This is a genomic window from Psychrobacter sp. P2G3, assembly GCF_001593285.1.
In the GTDB taxonomy this organism is placed as follows: Bacteria; Pseudomonadota; Gammaproteobacteria; order Pseudomonadales; family Moraxellaceae; genus Psychrobacter.
The window spans coordinates 2327269-2344050 of sequence record NZ_CP012529.1 but is presented as its reverse complement, the minus strand read 5'-3'; the positions used below and the strand labels follow the sequence as shown (position 1 = coordinate 2344050).

14 protein-coding genes are annotated in these 16782 nt (G+C 41.4%); 5 read left to right on the top strand and 9 right to left on the bottom strand.

The annotated features are described in order from the left end of the window. Positions 1-244 precede the first annotated feature (244 nt). The gene (locus AK823_RS09455; protein WP_228138840.1) at positions 245-1297 is read left to right on the top strand and encodes a histidinol-phosphate transaminase; all 1053 of its coding nucleotides are present in this window, start codon (positions 245-247) and stop codon (positions 1295-1297) included. 580 nt (positions 1298-1877) lie between these two features. Then, positions 1878-2222 (top strand): hypothetical protein, encoded by a 345-nt coding sequence (locus tag AK823_RS09450; RefSeq protein WP_068036716.1) that lies wholly within the window; start codon positions 1878-1880, stop codon positions 2220-2222. 258 nt (positions 2223-2480) lie between these two features. Here AK823_RS09450 and AK823_RS09445 read toward each other — a convergent pair whose 3' ends face one another. Then, positions 2481-2870, bottom strand: a complete 390-nt coding sequence (locus AK823_RS09445) for a hypothetical protein (RefSeq protein ID WP_068036715.1) — start codon at positions 2868-2870, stop codon at positions 2481-2483. Positions 2871-3094: 224 nt separating this feature from the next. On the opposite strand from AK823_RS09445, the gene AK823_RS09440 reads away from it, so the two are divergent. Beyond that, positions 3095-5146: an autotransporter domain-containing protein gene (locus tag AK823_RS09440; protein WP_068328560.1), complete on the top strand. Its 2052-nt coding sequence runs from the start codon at positions 3095-3097 to the stop codon at positions 5144-5146. A gap of 153 nt (positions 5147-5299) precedes the next feature. Here the strand turns inward: AK823_RS09440 and AK823_RS09435 are convergent, their stop codons facing one another. Then, complete coding sequence (locus AK823_RS09435; RefSeq protein WP_068036713.1) at positions 5300-5815, bottom strand: hypothetical protein; 516 nt, start codon at positions 5813-5815, stop codon at positions 5300-5302. Positions 5816-6132: 317 nt separating this feature from the next. Between AK823_RS09435 and recJ the strand changes: the two genes are divergently transcribed. Further along, on the top strand, positions 6133-8016 hold the full coding sequence (gene recJ / locus AK823_RS09430) for a single-stranded-DNA-specific exonuclease RecJ (RefSeq protein WP_068328552.1): 1884 nt from the start codon (positions 6133-6135) through the stop codon (positions 8014-8016). Between the two features lie 45 nt (positions 8017-8061). Here the strand turns inward: recJ and AK823_RS09425 are convergent, their stop codons facing one another. The 7 genes from AK823_RS09425 to AK823_RS09395 form a co-directional block, all read right to left on the bottom strand. After that, a complete protein-coding gene (locus AK823_RS09425) occupies positions 8062-8727 on the bottom strand; it encodes a trimeric intracellular cation channel family protein (protein WP_068328550.1) in 666 nt (221 codons plus the stop codon). 117 nt (positions 8728-8844) lie between these two features. Beyond that, positions 8845-9480: a trimeric intracellular cation channel family protein gene (locus tag AK823_RS09420; RefSeq protein ID WP_068036705.1), complete on the bottom strand. Its 636-nt coding sequence runs from the start codon at positions 9478-9480 to the stop codon at positions 8845-8847. A gap of 131 nt (positions 9481-9611) precedes the next feature. Continuing rightward, a complete protein-coding gene (locus tag AK823_RS09415) occupies positions 9612-10685 on the bottom strand; it encodes a multidrug resistance efflux transporter family protein (protein ID WP_068328547.1) in 1074 nt (357 codons plus the stop codon). Between the two features lie 99 nt (positions 10686-10784). Next, a complete protein-coding gene (gene queE / locus AK823_RS09410) occupies positions 10785-11516 on the bottom strand; it encodes a 7-carboxy-7-deazaguanine synthase QueE (protein ID WP_068036700.1) in 732 nt (243 codons plus the stop codon). Positions 11517-11835: 319 nt separating this feature from the next. Next, positions 11836-13056, bottom strand: coding sequence for an L-2-hydroxyglutarate oxidase (gene lhgO, locus AK823_RS09405; protein WP_068328545.1), 1221 nt, complete (start codon positions 13054-13056; stop codon positions 11836-11838). Positions 13057-13227: 171 nt separating this feature from the next. Beyond that, positions 13228-14049, bottom strand: coding sequence for a 2,3,4,5-tetrahydropyridine-2,6-dicarboxylate N-succinyltransferase (dapD, locus tag AK823_RS09400; protein WP_068036694.1), 822 nt, complete (start codon positions 14047-14049; stop codon positions 13228-13230). A gap of 260 nt (positions 14050-14309) precedes the next feature. Continuing rightward, positions 14310-15239 (bottom strand): alpha/beta fold hydrolase, encoded by a 930-nt coding sequence (locus AK823_RS09395; protein WP_068328539.1) that lies wholly within the window; start codon positions 15237-15239, stop codon positions 14310-14312. A gap of 523 nt (positions 15240-15762) precedes the next feature. Between AK823_RS09395 and arsS the strand changes: the two genes are divergently transcribed. Next, the gene (arsS, locus tag AK823_RS09390) at positions 15763-16743 is read left to right on the top strand and encodes an arsenosugar biosynthesis radical SAM (seleno)protein ArsS (protein ID WP_068328535.1); all 981 of its coding nucleotides are present in this window, start codon (positions 15763-15765) and stop codon (positions 16741-16743) included. The last annotated feature ends 39 nt before the right edge of the window (positions 16744-16782 follow it).

Below are 16782 nucleotides of genomic sequence, written 5' to 3'. Positions count from 1 at the left end.
CTTTAAAAGATTAGTGAACGAAACAGGACTAATTAATATTAGAAAAGGTGAGTTGCATAAGTTGCATCTCACCTTTTTTATGACATGTTCAAAATTAAAAAACGGTCTTTTTGCCTGTAAAAATTAATACCAAAAAAGTATCTCATGTTTGTTTATGAGACCCCCTTGTAATCAAATTCAATGCCACTTAATATGGCACCCATTCACCCCATCATTCACTTCCAAATTAGGTCTATTATCCATTGTGCATACTCATAACTTACTAGAGTTAAACTCTAACGAAAACTCACTTGGCATGGCAGAATCCGCCAAACAAGCTATCCTACAATCTTTTGATACTGGATTTCGTTATCCAGACGATCAACGTGCCGCTCTCATTAGCAAAATTGCAGAAATAAACGGCGTGACAGAAAGCCACGTCTCGCTAGGTAATGGCTCCAGCGAAAACATCCGAGCCGTCGTGCAAATGCTACAAACCAAAGCTTTAAAAGCAGGTAAGCAATTCCAAGTCATCGTGCCTGATCCTACTTTTGCTTATGCAGAATTGTATGCACTCTCTATCGGTGAGTCTGTCGTAAAAGTACCACTCACGCCTGACAGTTACGATTTGGATTTTGACAGCTTGCAAAAAGCAGCCAACGAATTCGATGGCATTAGCTTGTTTTATCTTTGCAATCCTAACAATCCAACGGCAACCATCACCGCAACGAATAAGCTAAAAGCTTGGATAAAAGATGCTCCAGAGAATCACTACTTTTTATTAGATCAAGCTTATTCAGAGTACATTATAGACCCAAGTTTTGAGAGTGGGGTTGAGTGGGTAAAGCAAGAATTATCAGCTAACCTGATTGTCGTGCGTACCTTCTCAAAACTATGTGCACTGGCAGGTATGCGCATGGGCTATGCCATTGCTAATCCGCAAACGACCACTGCCATCGAAGCTTTTATGTCCATAGACAATACCAATTTGTCAGGTGCAGTGGCCGTCCTCGCGACGCTAGATGACGAAGATTTTTTGGCGCGCAGCTTACGTATGACTAATCAATCACGTGAAATGGTTGAAGCGACGTTAGACGAACTGGGTCTGCATCATTTGCCCTCACAAGCCAACTTTATTTTTCATGAAGTCAAAGGCGATGTAAAAACCTACATGGAAAGAATGCGAGAACATGGCATTGTGGTCGGACGCGAGTTTCCACCAATTGAAGGTTTTAGTCGCTTAACACTCGGTACACCCGATGAGATGGCAGTGTTCATTAAAGTGTTAAAGTCATTTCGTGAGAAAGGCTGGGTGTGATTGATGATGTGCAAGAGATTAATTAGCACTAAAATTAACACTAAAAAAGGTGAGTCGCATAATTTGCAGCTCACCTTTTTTATTGGAGTGTAATAATGGCGCTAATCCTACCATCCGCTATTATGTTGTTCTATATTTGCTTTTCCTGCTTTTCCTGCTTTTCCTGCTTTTCCTACATAGTAATGCCATTTTTTAGTGACTCTGATACCACTATTAACAATTATCCCTGATCTTACTAACAGCACACGCAGTTTTACATTTCCTATCTTAAAAAAAAGCGTTGTCTCTTATAAAATAGTTAGATAAAGCTTTATTTATCAAATATTTGAACAAATGCTGGGTTAATCGATGATTAGCCCTATAGTTGGTAGACTTTAAAAGCTAATAATGCAGATACTTTATGAATTTAAGTTTGAGAGTTCATATAAAACTTATGATAGGTAAAGTGATTAATTTTAAAGATTGTACGTCTGCTGTATTCAACTGAAGGTAAGTAACAGCGAGTCTGTATTATAGGCAAACTTGCGTGAAAGTTATTTTAGATTGATTTTATAAAAATTTGAATGTTAGGGATATATCTATGTTTGATATTAAGTCGTTTTTAAAACGAGAAGTAGAAAAAAAGCTAATTGATGTGGATGATTATATTTTCATGCCTGAACGTGTAGAGCTGGTGATCGAGAATGGAGAATTAAATTGTGTATTAAATAGTGATGGTCGAGTCGATATTTTTTATACCAAGCAAGGTGTAACTGAGGTGAGATCAGCAGCTCGTAAACATCCATATACGCCTTTTGAAAAAGAGTTAAATCATGGCATTTACGACGACATCATCCAAGATTTAATCAAAGAAGTTGATAAAGTTCTTGATGGTAAATCCAAATATTTTCGTAATAAAATTCTGCCTCTAGCAGCCCCTTTGTAGCCAAGTTAATCTATAACAAATAAAAATTAAGTCTTTTGAGCTCAGGTGTTTTCTTTTGATAATGGCTATATTTAGGGTGTTAGGCAGTGTGTTGTACTGTTTTACGCAGTGTATTGTACATAATAGGGAGTAGGGTGCGTCAAGACTGACCAACGCACCCTTTGTTAGCGGCTTTTTCTGAGCAGAATCGTTGTTTAGTGATGCTTCTTATTTAACGATGCTTCTTATTTAACGATGCTTCTTATTTAACAATACTTCTTATTTAACAATACTGCCGTAGCAGCTCTGCAACGATTTGGCGACGACTTTTGCCACTAACTGTGTACGGTATGCTGAATCTATAGCAGCGTTTCCCAACTCAACAATAGTAACTTGTTGAGGTGCTTGCTCACTCACGCAACCACAAACTTTACTTTTTACCGCTTCTTCTTGTGTCTCAGTCATGGCAGCGCTAGCAATACGCCAAGCACTTTGATTTTCAATCTGACTGCGGCATTGGTTATCAATAGCTGCCTTGAATACGTTCATACCGATTTCGTTCGCTGTACCCATCGCAGTGCCCGCATTAGTATTTACGCCACCTGTGGTTGTACATCCAGCTAGGGCGAAGGTAGCAAGCATAACGGTTGAAACTAAGATTTTTTTCATGGTTTTCCCTTCAATGTTTCCAGTTGTGTTTGTAGCTTAACGGACTATAGCAAATAAACCTCCAAACCTGAGATTTTTATAGCTTGTAAATGATGTTGTTTTTAATTAATTTTTATTATTAGTCACATTTATTTAGGGCGTGTTGAACATTCATAGATAAGTTCTGCCATTAATGTCAGTGCTATGGTCGAATGTGAAATACGTCCCAACCAAGGAGCGGTGCAATGGCTATTAAATTATCACAACTTACTTTGTCAGTGGTTGCAGTGCTGACCGCATTGACAGGGACACAGATATGGGCAGGCGCTGAATATGGGGCTTATGGCACAGAGACAGCGTTAACACTTGCTCGTAACTACTCTGGAAGATATACAGGCTCTGATACAGAATCACAAGCTGCCGATTATATGCAACAACGTATGACTATCGATGGCAGCAATAATCAAGTCGATCTTCGGACTTTTGATTTTACCGCCCCGTACGGATTATTTAAAGACCAGCAGCTCACTAGTAATAATGTAGTGGTGACTCAATCAGGAACGGCTGATACCGATAGAACCTTATTCGTAGGGGCGCATTACGATTCTGCTGTAGCCTATCCAAACTACCAAAACTTGCAAGCCTTGGATGACAATGCCTCTGGCGCAGGAGTCTTGTCAGAACTGGTCAGAAACTTGAATGGTATCGAAGCCGAGCAGGACGTTCAGTTCGTCGCCTTCGGTGCTGAAGAAGGCGGACTCAATGGCTCAAAAGCTTTCGTTGAAGCACTGAGCGCAGCAAAAAAATCAAATGCGCTAGGTATGGTTAATTTAGATAGCTTAATCACTGGTGACATTATGTATGCCAATGCAGGTCGAAACGCGTATGACGATAACGGTCAAGAAGTGGCAGCTAACGTGAGCTTGCGTGAAAATGCGCTTCGTATTGCAAAAGAGCTGGGCATTGACTTCCAAGTTAACCCAGCCATTATTCCACCAGGTGAAACTGAGCCATACGAGCCTTATGGTGTAGGGTGTTGTAGCGATCAAGAGTCTTTTGATAGTGTTATGCCGGTAGTTGCATTTGAAGCGACAAATTGGAGCTTAGGTCCTTATTATGATGGTTATACGCAGACTGACAATCCAAAAATTCCAGATGGTTATACGTGGCACAATCCTGCATTAGACAATGAAGAGGTGTTGGTAGATGCCTTTGGTGAGGCGCGTATTGCTCAAAGAATGCGTGATTATTCTCGTATTATTACTCGATTAATCGTTGAGAAAACCAATGCAGACATCGTGCAATCGATGAAGAGTGCTATTAATCTGCAAAATACGATGAGCGAGCATTTAAAAAACAACGCTACTGATTCACATTCACCAGTGTTTGAGCGTGCCAATTTTCTCGCTTTAAATGCTATTGATCAACCTGCATCTCTCGATTCTGATTCGCGTACTCATGTCTGGGTTGATGGCTCTCAAAGTTATATAGATACTGAGGATATGGAAGAGAGTAGACGGGCACAGATTGGTCTATATGGCGAATACACTCTACAGCCCAATTGGCGAATGGGTGCAGGTTTGCTGGCTGCCAATCAAAACAATAAGAGTATGGAAAATAGCATCAAAAAAGACACGAGCTATGGTGTTCAAGCTTACTCTTTACTGGGTGGCAAAAACACACCTTGGTGGAATACCACGTCTTTGAGCCTGTCTCAACATGATTTAGATACCAATAGAACGGTAAGATTGGATGGGAATGATGGTATCAATATCATCAATAATAATGAGCGTGGTAGCGTTGATGCTGATGTGTTTAGCGCACACAATGAATTGGGTTATAATTTTATTATTAATAAAAATGTCGCTCATGGCGCTTATTTAGGTCTCAACTATAGCCAGATCGACATCGATGGTTATACCAGTGGCAACGCTAACTCTCGTACTGCTCTTGATATTGACGATATCTCTAATGATGCGTGGGATTCAGAGCTTGGTTACCAATTACAGTATCGTTTCAATGTGGCGGATACGCCCGTTAAGTTACAAAGCAAGCTTGCCTACGTGCATGTCATTGAAGATGGCTTGATAGCTAATTTATCAGCGACTGCTTTAGCTGATGGTAAAAAGAGAGAGGTTAGAATTACTCAAGATAACGATGATAATTACGGACGTTTTGACCTGGGTGTCAGTAGCAAAGTTCACAAGAACGTTTATGCTTATCTAAACGGGGACACCACCTTTGCACGGGATAATAGAGACAGTTCAGTACAACTGGGTTTGCAGTACGAGTTTTAATCTTGGATAAGGTCTGTTCTTTACAGATTTTCTGAATGCATGCTGTACTGTCATAATTGCTATTGAGCTTACAAATACTTTAATTGCCATCAAAAAACCAGCTAAGACAAATTATCTTAGCTGGTTTTATTTTTATGCGCTTATCTAATAATTTTAGACATTTTTACCATGTTGTTTTTTCTGAATGTCTTTCGCTAGTTTGTAACATTCATTAATATGGTCATTCGCGATTTTTTTGAAAATCATATAGCCCATGGTAGCTGCAACCATTTGACCACCAAGAGGAATAAACTTAGTTACTTGCTTGGCAGCGATACGACCACCAAAGCCTTGTACAGTCTTTTTGACGATACCGCGTGTCGCCATGAGACCAGCGAAATCAACAGTACGATCTTTTAAAGCACCCCAATGTACAGCACGTGACTCTAAATCGACTGCTGATTCACGACCTTCAATCAGGCCAAAGCGTTCGCTAATTTGAGGTAGTAGCTGGGTAAGCATACCTGCATCAACCGCGACATCAAAGAATGGTACAGGGACGACGGCGACACCAGCTGAATATTTGGCGCGTTTTTTGACCAATTTTTGGCAGTCTTTTTTTACTTGTTCTAAGTCTAAATTTGGATCAATAGTATTTGGTAGTTTTTCAGCTGCTGGAGTGGTTTTCATAAGGCTTCCTTATAAATGAATAAATGATAAAAAACAAAAGAGCAAAAATTCAACAGATAGCAAGTATCTAAGATGGTTACCATTTTATGGATTTATAGACTGCTTACAATCATTGCTTTGTATCAAAATGCAGAAAAATAAGGTCACTATGCACAGTTTTTGTAAATAACGCACCGTATTGAGTAGAAATTTAACCTGTAGAAAGTTCGCGAAGCGCCGAACGTAATCAATTTTGGGCAACCATGCATCATGTACCATAGACTGAAGCGCTATAAATTCCCGTTGTGACCATCTAACAAAGCCAGTAGAATACGCTCATGCTAAATTTAACCCCCCGTTATACCAGCACTCGCATCGACGAGTTGCCCACTGCGTTGCAACCAATTGCCGCTCAATCATTTACTCTGGCTCGCCTGTATGCAGGTCGCGGTATTACTGTGCCTGATGAGCTTGAAACTGGATTGTCTGGTCTACTGCCAGCTGAGATGCTACATGGCGTCACCGAAGCAGTGCGTCTATTAGACGTGGCCATTGATGAAGGTCAGCGTATCCTTGTCGTTGGCGACTTTGACTGTGATGGCGCGACCAGTACCGCGCTGATGATGCGTGCGCTCACGAAGATGGGCGCGGTCGTTGATTTTTTAGTACCAGATCGTTTCAAATATGGCTATGGTCTGACGCCAGAGATTGTCGAGTTAGGTATTGAGACCTACAAGCCAGACATGATAGTTACTGTTGATAATGGTATCTCAAGCCATGAAGGCGTAGCGCGTGCACAGGCTGACGGTATTATTGTCATTATCACTGATCATCACCTTACGACCAAAGAGACCCCGCCTGCTCAAGCGGTGGTCAATCCCAATCAGCTCGATTGTGATTTTACTAGTAAGGCATTGGTAGGGGTCGGCGTGGCGTTTTATGTACTTGGGCGTTTGGCAAAACTGCGCCGCGAAGCTGGCAAGTCTACCGTACAAGTCAGTCAATATTTAGACTTAGTGGCGCTTGGGACAATTGCAGACGTTGGCGTACTCGATAAAAACAATCGTATCTTAGTTCATCATGGTTTGACCGCTATCCGTCAAGGGCGCTGCTGTATGGGCATATTGGCACTGCTTGAGCAAGCTGGCCGTGACCCCAAGCAGTTACACGCGCAGGACTTCGGCTTTGTTTTAGGTCCACGTATCAATGCCGCTGGGCGTATGGATAATATGCGTATCGGTATTGAATGTTTATTGACTGAAGATTGGAGCACCGCGCAGCGTTTAGCACAGGAGCTTGAACAACTTAATCGTACCCGTCGTCATGTAGAAGGCGAGATGCGCGCGCAAGCTGATAGCATCGTGCAAACATTGGCGGCTGATGATGATCTTGAAAACAACGATCTTGAAAACAACGATCTGGAGAATAGCAGTTCTAATAACAGCAATCCTGACGCAAACAATGATGGAATTATTCCTCATAATAGCCTTGTTAAAAACAAACCTAGCAGCAATGGCAATCGTAGTATTATTTTATATCGGGATGATTGGCACCAAGGTGTTATCGGTATCGTCGCTGGGCGCTTAAAAGAGAGTCATTATTTGCCTAGCATCGTCTTTGCACCAGCGGATACAGAGCGTACTGGAGATGATGATGCGATTAAAGGTTCAGCACGATCTATCGCTGGCGTGCATATTCGTGATGCCATTGAACAAGTCGCCGAGCGTTATCCTGAATTGATTACTCACTTTGGTGGTCATGCGATGGCAGCAGGTTTGACTATTAAACGTAGCAACTTTGAAGCGTTTGTGATGGCGTTTAATGAAGTCATGGCAGAGATGGATGATGAGGTGTTCGCCGAGCAGAAATTCACCGATGGGCCACTACAAGCAGGTGACTTTAGCTTATGGTTCGCTGAGCATTTAGCCAATGCCAGTATTTGGGGTCATGGCTTTGCACCGCCGATATTTGACGGCATATTTGAGGTGCTGAGCTTTAAAGTCTTAAAAGACAAGCATTTGAAGCTATCACTGCGTTATCCTGAGGTGCAGTATCCGATTGAGGCGATCTATTTTAACTTTGATAGCAGTGCTTGGGATTACCGCGCTGAAAAAGTACATTTGTTATTTCAGTTGGACATCAACGAATGGAATGGTAAACAAAGTTTGCAGCTTATGGTAAAAGATTTAGCGCTCGTCAAAGAGACTGTAGAAGTGGGCTAGGGCGTTAGCTGTATTGGCAGTTGCTGTATTAATAGTTGCTAAGCTTTAATACTTCCATTCGAGTGTCGGAAACTGCCAGTCATAACGAATGGCAAGCATCCTTAAGGTAAAGATAGTAGTCATAGCAGAGATATCAGCAACCCATTCAGCTACGCCTAGGTTGTGCAGTGCAAAGTAGAGAATGCCACCAGTTAGTGCTGCGGTAATATAAATCTCCTGCTGAAGCACTAACGGAATCTCGTTGCAGATCATATCGCGGATGATACCGCCGACAATAATTGTAATGACGCCCAGTAATAATGCCACGGGGACATTCGTTCCCATACTATCGGCAACTTTGATCCCGATTAAAGTAAAGGCTGATAGACCAATCGTATCAGAGAGTTTTAAAAACTTATCGACCCGTCTTGAATTGGGATGAAAGAATATCTGCATCGCTAATGAAGAGATAGTGATGACCGTAAGGTAACTCATGTCCACCATCCAAAATAGCGGATGACGATCCAAAATCACATCACGTACCGTACCACCACCGATTGCCGTCACTATCGATACCAGTAAGCAGCCAAATACATCGAAGTTTTTATGTTTGGCTAATATCGTACCCGAAATACTACAAGCAACAATGCCGATCATATCAAACAGATATATCAAAGAGCGTGGGTCAAAAGTGGTAATCAATTCCGCGGGATCCAGGGCGATAGCCAACATGGGTGATTCTCACTAAGTTCTTAATTATTAAAAGGTATGATTGCTAATAGTCAGTATGTTCAACAGGAAAAACAGAGCAGTTTGATTCTAAGATTATGCAAGATTTATTCTAATTAACTAATCAACCAAGCGAATAGAGGGCAGATGCCAATCAAAGCGCAACGCTAGCATACGCACGGCAAAGATAACGCCAAGCATGATAAATTCATTCAATCCTGCATTTACGCCCAAATTTTCAAGCAGCAAATAAGTCACTGATCCGGCAATACTTGCAGAGATATAAATCTCACGCTGCAGTACCATCGGTATCTCATTACAAATAATATCGCGCAGCATACCACCAATGATAGCGGTCCAGACCCCCATCATAATTGCAATTAGCGGTGACATGTCTTGGTTTAATGCAACTTTAAAGCCAATAACGCTAAATGCTGCTAAGCCAATCGCGTCAAAAAGCTTCAGTGCGTTATCAATCTTGTGATACAAATGAAAAAAGATTTGCAGAATTAAGGAAGTCACAGTGATTACAATCACATAATTGAGATCGGTCATCCAAAATAGAGGATGGCGATCCAATGCCATATCACGTAGCGTACCGCCGCCAATTGCATTGACCATAGATACGAGAATACAGCCAGCGATATCAAAGCCTTTATGCTGAGCCAGCAAAGTTCCGGCGATAGCACAAGCAATCACGCCAACCATATCGAGTAAATAGAGTAAGATATCAGGAAAAATCAAATCATTAGTCATGATTGTATCACCAAGCACTCACTATCAAAGTTGATGGAACGCTCTAACTTGAGCATTATTTAATACTAATAACTTATCTTAGATAACGGGTATAACTTTTGCTAAGTGGTCGGATAAGATTTAACCGTTTTTTAACCATCTTTTGCAAACAATACCAATCCTAGCATAATCAGTGCAATGCCAATGAGCCCCATCGCTGAGGGTATCGCATTATTCAATAATAATATACCGCCAATTAAAGCAAATATCACCTCGCTGGCTTGGGTCGAATCTACCCCAGCAACCTCACTTGACGTTTGCGCTTGACCACGCGCATACAGAAAGATAGTGGTCGCTGCTACTCCTGCCAATAGTGCTACTAATAAAGTATTAAATAGTTGTGAAGTATCAGGCAATTCAGGCCGCACTATAATGCCTGAAAGTAACCAAAACGGCAAACTACCCAAAGTCATTAGCCATACTTTATTAAAAGCATTTTGCAAGAGTGAGGTTTCGATAGCAGGAATGCGTGCAATCAGGGTTTGGAGAGTAGTTTGAGATTGGACGGTAGTGGCGCTACTTTGTTTAATAGCGTCGTCTGCTAAGGTTTTATATTTCGCAGCATCACGCTTATCAGCGTTAGCTTTTTTCGCGTTGTAAGAGACTTGCCAGACTAATTGATTACCGATGGGATAGCTAAAAGCGGCAATCAGCGCAGGTAATGCACCGTAAAGCAGCATTTCTGCCATTGGCGCAGCATTGATATCCGTTACAGCAGCGGCACGTAGGCCTTCACTGACGTTGACTAGCACCACACCGATAAATAATAATAGCGCGTAACCAATAAACTTTTTATCAAAGCGCTGTCCAAAGGCCAATAGTACGAGCAAACTGGTGACGACAGTGAACATAAATGTCGCCGCAACGACCCAACCTGCGACATGGTCAGCGGCATAGCAGATGCCCGTATAAAATAACCCGAAGCCAATACTTCCGGTCACACACCAAAAACCCCAATGCTGACAAAAAATAGTGGTCAGCTCTTTAATGCGACCAAAACCATATTGCATCGTAATGATAACGGTAATGATAAGCCACATAAAAACATAACGTAGACTTGCCGACCAAAACCAATGACCACCGGCTGCACTCATCAGCTCGTTTAAAATAAACGTCGAGCTAAAAAACGCACCAGCCAGTAGGCCTAACAAAATTAATCTGACCATTCCTGTGTCCTTACAGCTGGCTGGTATATGCTTTTAAGTGTGTGGGTTGACTATTATAATTTTACTAAGACAGGGCAGCTATTAGGCTTTGATTATTGGCTATTTACCTTTGGCATCCGCCCAGATGATTTTGTGTAATTGCAATTGAAAGCGTACAGGCAGCGCATCAGCTAACATCCATTCTGCAAGTTCTCGCGCCAGTACAGGCACTTCAGGGCTGGCCTCTTCATCAAAATCATCTGCTACATTGAACATTGGTGAAAACCAAACGGTACCGACCAGTTTATCAAGCTTATGCTCAAACAGTTTCACCTTTGCCCAATCGTAATCCTCACGATTCATAATGACAAACTTAATCTGGTCATGTTGGGTTAAATAATCAAGATTTGACCATAGGTTTTTATCAACTTCACCTGAGCTTGGTGTTTTAAGATCCATAACTTTGCTGACAACTGGCGGGACGTTTTCTACCGTGAGTGCACCTGCTGTTTCAAGGGAGATTTCATAATCATCGGCTAATAAGCGCTTCATAAGTTCAATAGCATTAGGCTGTGCTAAGGGCTCGCCACCGGTAAGACAAATGCGTTTGCAAGGATAACCTTTAATCGTAGTCATAATGGTTTCAAGCGCCTGACGCTCGCCACCACTAAAAGCGTATTCAGTATCACAATAGACGCAGCGTAGCGGACAGCCAGTCAGGCGTACAAATATCGTCGGCAAGCCTGAAGTTAAGGCTTCACCTTGCAAAGAATAAAAAATTTCAGTGATACGAAGTCCTGCTTCAGGATCGGTGACAGGAATAGTAAGGTTGCGTAGTGATGACTCATTCATAACATTTTCAAATACAGTTAAGTGTCGATACATGTTTAGACAGGTATCAATCAAGACGAAAAAAGAGGGCTTATAAAAAGATGATTTACAAGGTAGATAAACTTATAACTCAGTCATATTATTAATAATAAAAGGATTATAACGTAAGCTATCCTATTAAGCCGCAAAAAAAGATACTGGAGTGTAGCAAAAAAGCTCACGACTAATTCATTAGACTGTTAATCATGCTATAGCTCATTTACTTTAAAATAGATGCAGTACATGGCTATTAACGTAACATGGTCACCAACGTAACGATTTTATGTTGTACTGACTATATTTATGAATGCGTCATGACTTCTCTGACGATATATTCGGCAATCGCTAAGGATGACGTTGCACCTGGCGATGGTGCATTACGAATATGGGTAATGTTTCCCTGTTTTCTAATAACGAAATCATCGACTAAAGAGCCGTCAGTCTCCATTGCTTGCGCACGAATCCCTCTGGTAGCGGGGGTTACTGAGACATTTGCTAAAGAGGGAACATATTTAGCGGCTTGTTCGACAAAGTTCGTTTGGCTTAGTACCGTACGTAACTCACGCACGGCCGCAGACATGTTTCTCGAGGAAAACTTCCAAAAACCTTTATAGGTGAGAAAGTCATAAATATCTGAGATATTATAATCTTTACCGCTGTAATTTTCACGACCAAAAGAGATAAATGCGTTTGGCCCAATGGTCATTTGACCATCAATGCGTTTGGTAAAATGCACGCCTAAAAAGGGATAGCTAGGGTCGGGAACAGGATAAATTAAACCTTTAACGTGTGCTTTGTAAGCTTCATCAATCACGTAATACTGACCAAAAAATGGCACTATTTTAGGAGTTTCTATATCGCCTGAATGAGCGGCTAGTCGATCAGACTGCAGGCCAGCACAAGCAATAACCTGATCGAAATGAATATCGTGTTGGTCACTGTCTGAAAGATGGCCTGAGAAATGGACAATAACTTTATTATTTTTTTCAGTTAAACGAATCACCTTTTTCCCAAGGATAATATTGCCGCCTTTTTTCTTGATTTCTTTTGCCATTTCTATGGCAATATCTCCATAGCTTACGATAGCGGTACGCGGAGAGTAGAGAGCTTTAGTACCAATACAATTGGGCTCAACCTCTCTGATTTCTTCGCCATTTAGCATGCGAACGTTTGGCACTTTATTGGCGATAGATTTTTGATAGATACTCTCTAACCTAGCTTCTTCAACGACATTTAATGCCACTACTACTTTTCCGCACTCATCATAAGCAATATTATTTTCTAAACAGTATTGTTTGACCAGTTCAGCACCTCGGCGACATAAGCGTGCTTTAAGACCACCCGGCTCATAATAAAGACCAGCATGTACTACACCGGAGTTATGACTTGACTGGTGCTGGGCGACATCGCCTTCTTTTTCAAACACCGTGACTCCAGATTCTGGAAAATCCAAAAGTAATTGCCGTGCCACAGAGAGTCCGTTAATGCCTCCACCAATAATGGCGTAGTGACGGTTAATCATATCAGTTCCTTTGATAAGCAGTCTGAAAATGAACAGTATAGAACTGTTCCAATTGCCAAGCACTCAGAAAAAAGCCGACTTAGGACAAGTCGGCTTTTCATTAAACTGAGTACAACGCTCACAATTAAATAACAGCTGAAATGATATAAAAGTTATTTAAAGGTGATTCGTTTATGCTAAGCGTAATAGCTCATTCACTGAAGTTTTAGCACGTGTCTGCGCATCCACTTTTTTCACAATGATAGCAGCATATAAGCTATGCGTGCCGTCTTCAGAAGGCAAGCTGCCTGGTACGACAACTGAGCCTGCTGGTACGCGACCACGATGAATCTCACCCGTTTCACGGTCATAAATGCGCGTAGACTGACCGATATAGACGCCCATAGAGATAACTGCGCCTTCTTCTACGATTACGCCTTCAACGATTTCAGAACGTGCACCGATGAAGCAATTGTCTTCAATAATAGTAGGGTTGGCTTGTAATGGCTCAAGTACGCCGCCGATACCCACGCCACCTGATAGATGCACGTTTTTACCAATTTGAGCACATGAGCCAACCGTCGCCCATGTATCTACCATGGCGCCTTGATCGACATAAGCACCGATATTGACATATGATGGCATTAACACTGCGCCTGCTGCGATATATGAGCCTTTACGAGCAACTGCTGGTGGTACGACACGTACGCCAGCTTCTTTAAACTGTGCTTCGGTCCAATCAGCAAACTTAGTTGGCACTTTGTCATAGAACTGCACATGCTCGCCAGCTGGCATAACATAGTTGTCATTGAGGCGGAACGATAGTAAGACCGCTTTTTTGGCCCACTGATTGACAACCCATTCGCCATCTTTCTTTTCAGCAACGCGCAAGCTACCATTGTCTAACTTTTCAAGCACTTCATTAATGGCGTCGCGTACGTCTTGTGGCATAGTGCTTGGGCTGTATTCGTTACGTTTTTCAAATGCTTGTTCGATGGTCTGTTGTAATGACATAAAAGTTCCTAAAAAGTGATCATACCAAACCTAAAAACCTGCTTAACTTTGTCAAACTCGTTTAGCCTACTAGCTGTAGGGCTTGCACTCGTTTTCCGCGTTACTCTAATTTTTGAGATGGTATAGGTGAAGGTAATTGAAAATAGATTTTATATTTGAATATGAGCTGCAACTAAATATGACTGGCAACTAATACTAAAAAAGTAGCTTAGCGTATTGTCGCTAATTTGGCGAGTTTTAGCAAACCGAGTCAGCCACTGTTATGCACTTAAATGACGTATCCAATGCAAAATATCATGATAAACCACGGTGTGGTGTTGCTCATGTAGCGGCTCGTGGCGCATGTTAGGGTATAAGCGTGCATCAGTATTGCTAAAGCCTTGCTTATGCAAGTTTTTGATTATATCGCGAATGCCGCGACCCATATTACCGATAGGATCGTTCTCGCCGCTGACAAATAGCATCGGAAAGCCCTTGTTGATAGTAGATGCCCAGCCTTTATGCAATCCAGCCTGCATCAACGTAAACAATGTCATAAAACCATTGTTAGTAAAGTCAAAACCAGTCAGTGGGTCAGCTTCATATGCTTCAATATTAGCAGTGTCTTCACTTAACCATGCAAATGGAGAGGGGGAAATACGCTCATTAAGCTTAGCATTGAGTACCTTATTCATGATTTCGGCGAATACGGTATTTGGCTTTTTTGGGGCTGTTTTTGCAAGAATCGTGTTTAACGGAAGCAGGATTTTTACTAGTGGATTCGCATTTGCGGTGCCCATCAGAATGGCTCCAGTAAAATCTTGAGCATGATGCTTAAGTACGGTGCGCACGATAAATGAACCCATCGAGTGACCCATAACGAAGTGCGGCACATCAGGATGACGATTTTTTAAAGTATTCGCCATAACGATGACATCTTTTAATAATGATTGTGCAGGGTGCTCATTACCGAAAAACCCCAACTCATCTGGTGCTTTAATGGTACGTCCATGACCGAGCTGATCATAAGTAGCGACTGCAATACCATTGTTAGCTAAGAATTGCGCAAATTCTGCATAGCGACCACTGTGCTCTGCCATGCCGTGTACGATTAGCAAGGTCGCCTTAACCTCGCCGTCTGTTGGCTCAAAAAATGTATGATGCAAATAATGGGTATTATCAGAAGAAGTAATTTGTTCAAAAGTACTCATAAGCGAATCCTTAAATAGTTATGGGTTTAAAACGTATGGCCTGTTGTATTGTGTTGGAGTCTACGCTTATAACCGTCTTATCCTTTTTGATTATTTAACGCGCTCTAGGGTGCATATTATAATCATATCATTCTAGATAACCTGTCTTTAATAGCACTTTATTATATCGATAAGCTACAAAATCAATGTTTTATCACATTTATTTAGGATAAATTCATCATTCAACAAATTATGGCTGCAACCAATCTAACTATAAAGCCAGATGCGGTCAATATTATTTGGCTATTTATATCGTCTTTATATATCCGATGAACGTCTCGTAGCACCCAATAAAAGTTAGTGCTGATATGGAATAACCAGTTAAATAGTTAATATTAATAAAAATATGAGAGAAAAATAAGGTATTATTAATTAGATTAACTTTATTTTGATAGCACACTTATAAGATAAATATTGCTTAAGTCAAAGTTTTAGTTATATTTCCTTACGCTAAAGAGGGCCAACAACTGGATTCTATACCATTATGAAATCTACCATTGAACTATTCGAAGATACTGATTTTCCTAATATTAAAAGACAGAAGCTCAAAGTCCTGCAAGTTAATATGGGCTACTTATGCAACATGTCCTGTGTGCATTGTCATGTCGCAGCCAGTCCGTACCGTACGGAGATGATGTCACGTGAGCTAGTTGATCTGATTCCACAAGTCCTCCAAGCACAAAATATCGATACGCTAGATTTGACCGGTGGCGCGCCTGAGATGCACGAAGACTTTAAGCACTTGGTCAAAGCAGCACGAGCTTTGGGTGTAAAAGTGATTGATCGCTGTAATTTGACGATTCTGATGGAAGAAGGTTATGAAGATATGGCGCAGTTTTTAGCGGATAATGAGGTTGAAGTCGTCGCCTCGCTGCCTTGTTACTCGTTAGAAAATGTAGACAAGCAGCGCGGTAAAGGGGCTTTTGATGACAGTATTTTAGGATTGCATAAGCTTAACGCCCTGGGTTATGGAAAGAGCGATAATAAAGCTGGCTCTAATTTAACGTTGAATCTTGTTTATAACCCGCAAGGTGCAACGCTACCACCCAATCAGCAACAGCTGGAAGCTGACTATAAGCACGAGTTGAAAGCGCACTTCGATATTGAGTTTAATCAGCTGTTTGCCTTAACCAATATGCCTATTCAGCGCTTTGGTGCGGTGCTATTAGCTAAAAACGAATTCCATCCCTATATGGATCTGCTCAAAGCCAATTATGTGGCTGCTAACTTAACCGAAGTTATGTGCCGCTCGACCATTAGTGTCAATTGGTTAGGAGAGTTGTTTGATTGCGATTTTAATCAGCAGCTAAAGATTCCGGTACCAAACAAATCCCGTCGGCATCTACGAGATTTATTAATGCAGAATCCTGCTGGTGATGATATTGCCATTGCAGATCACTGTTATGGTTGTACGGCAGGACAAGGCAGCAGCTGCGGTGGAATTTTAGAAGAGTCAGCTATTTAGCTTTGTTATAGTCCACAAAATTAAAGTACATAAAATTAG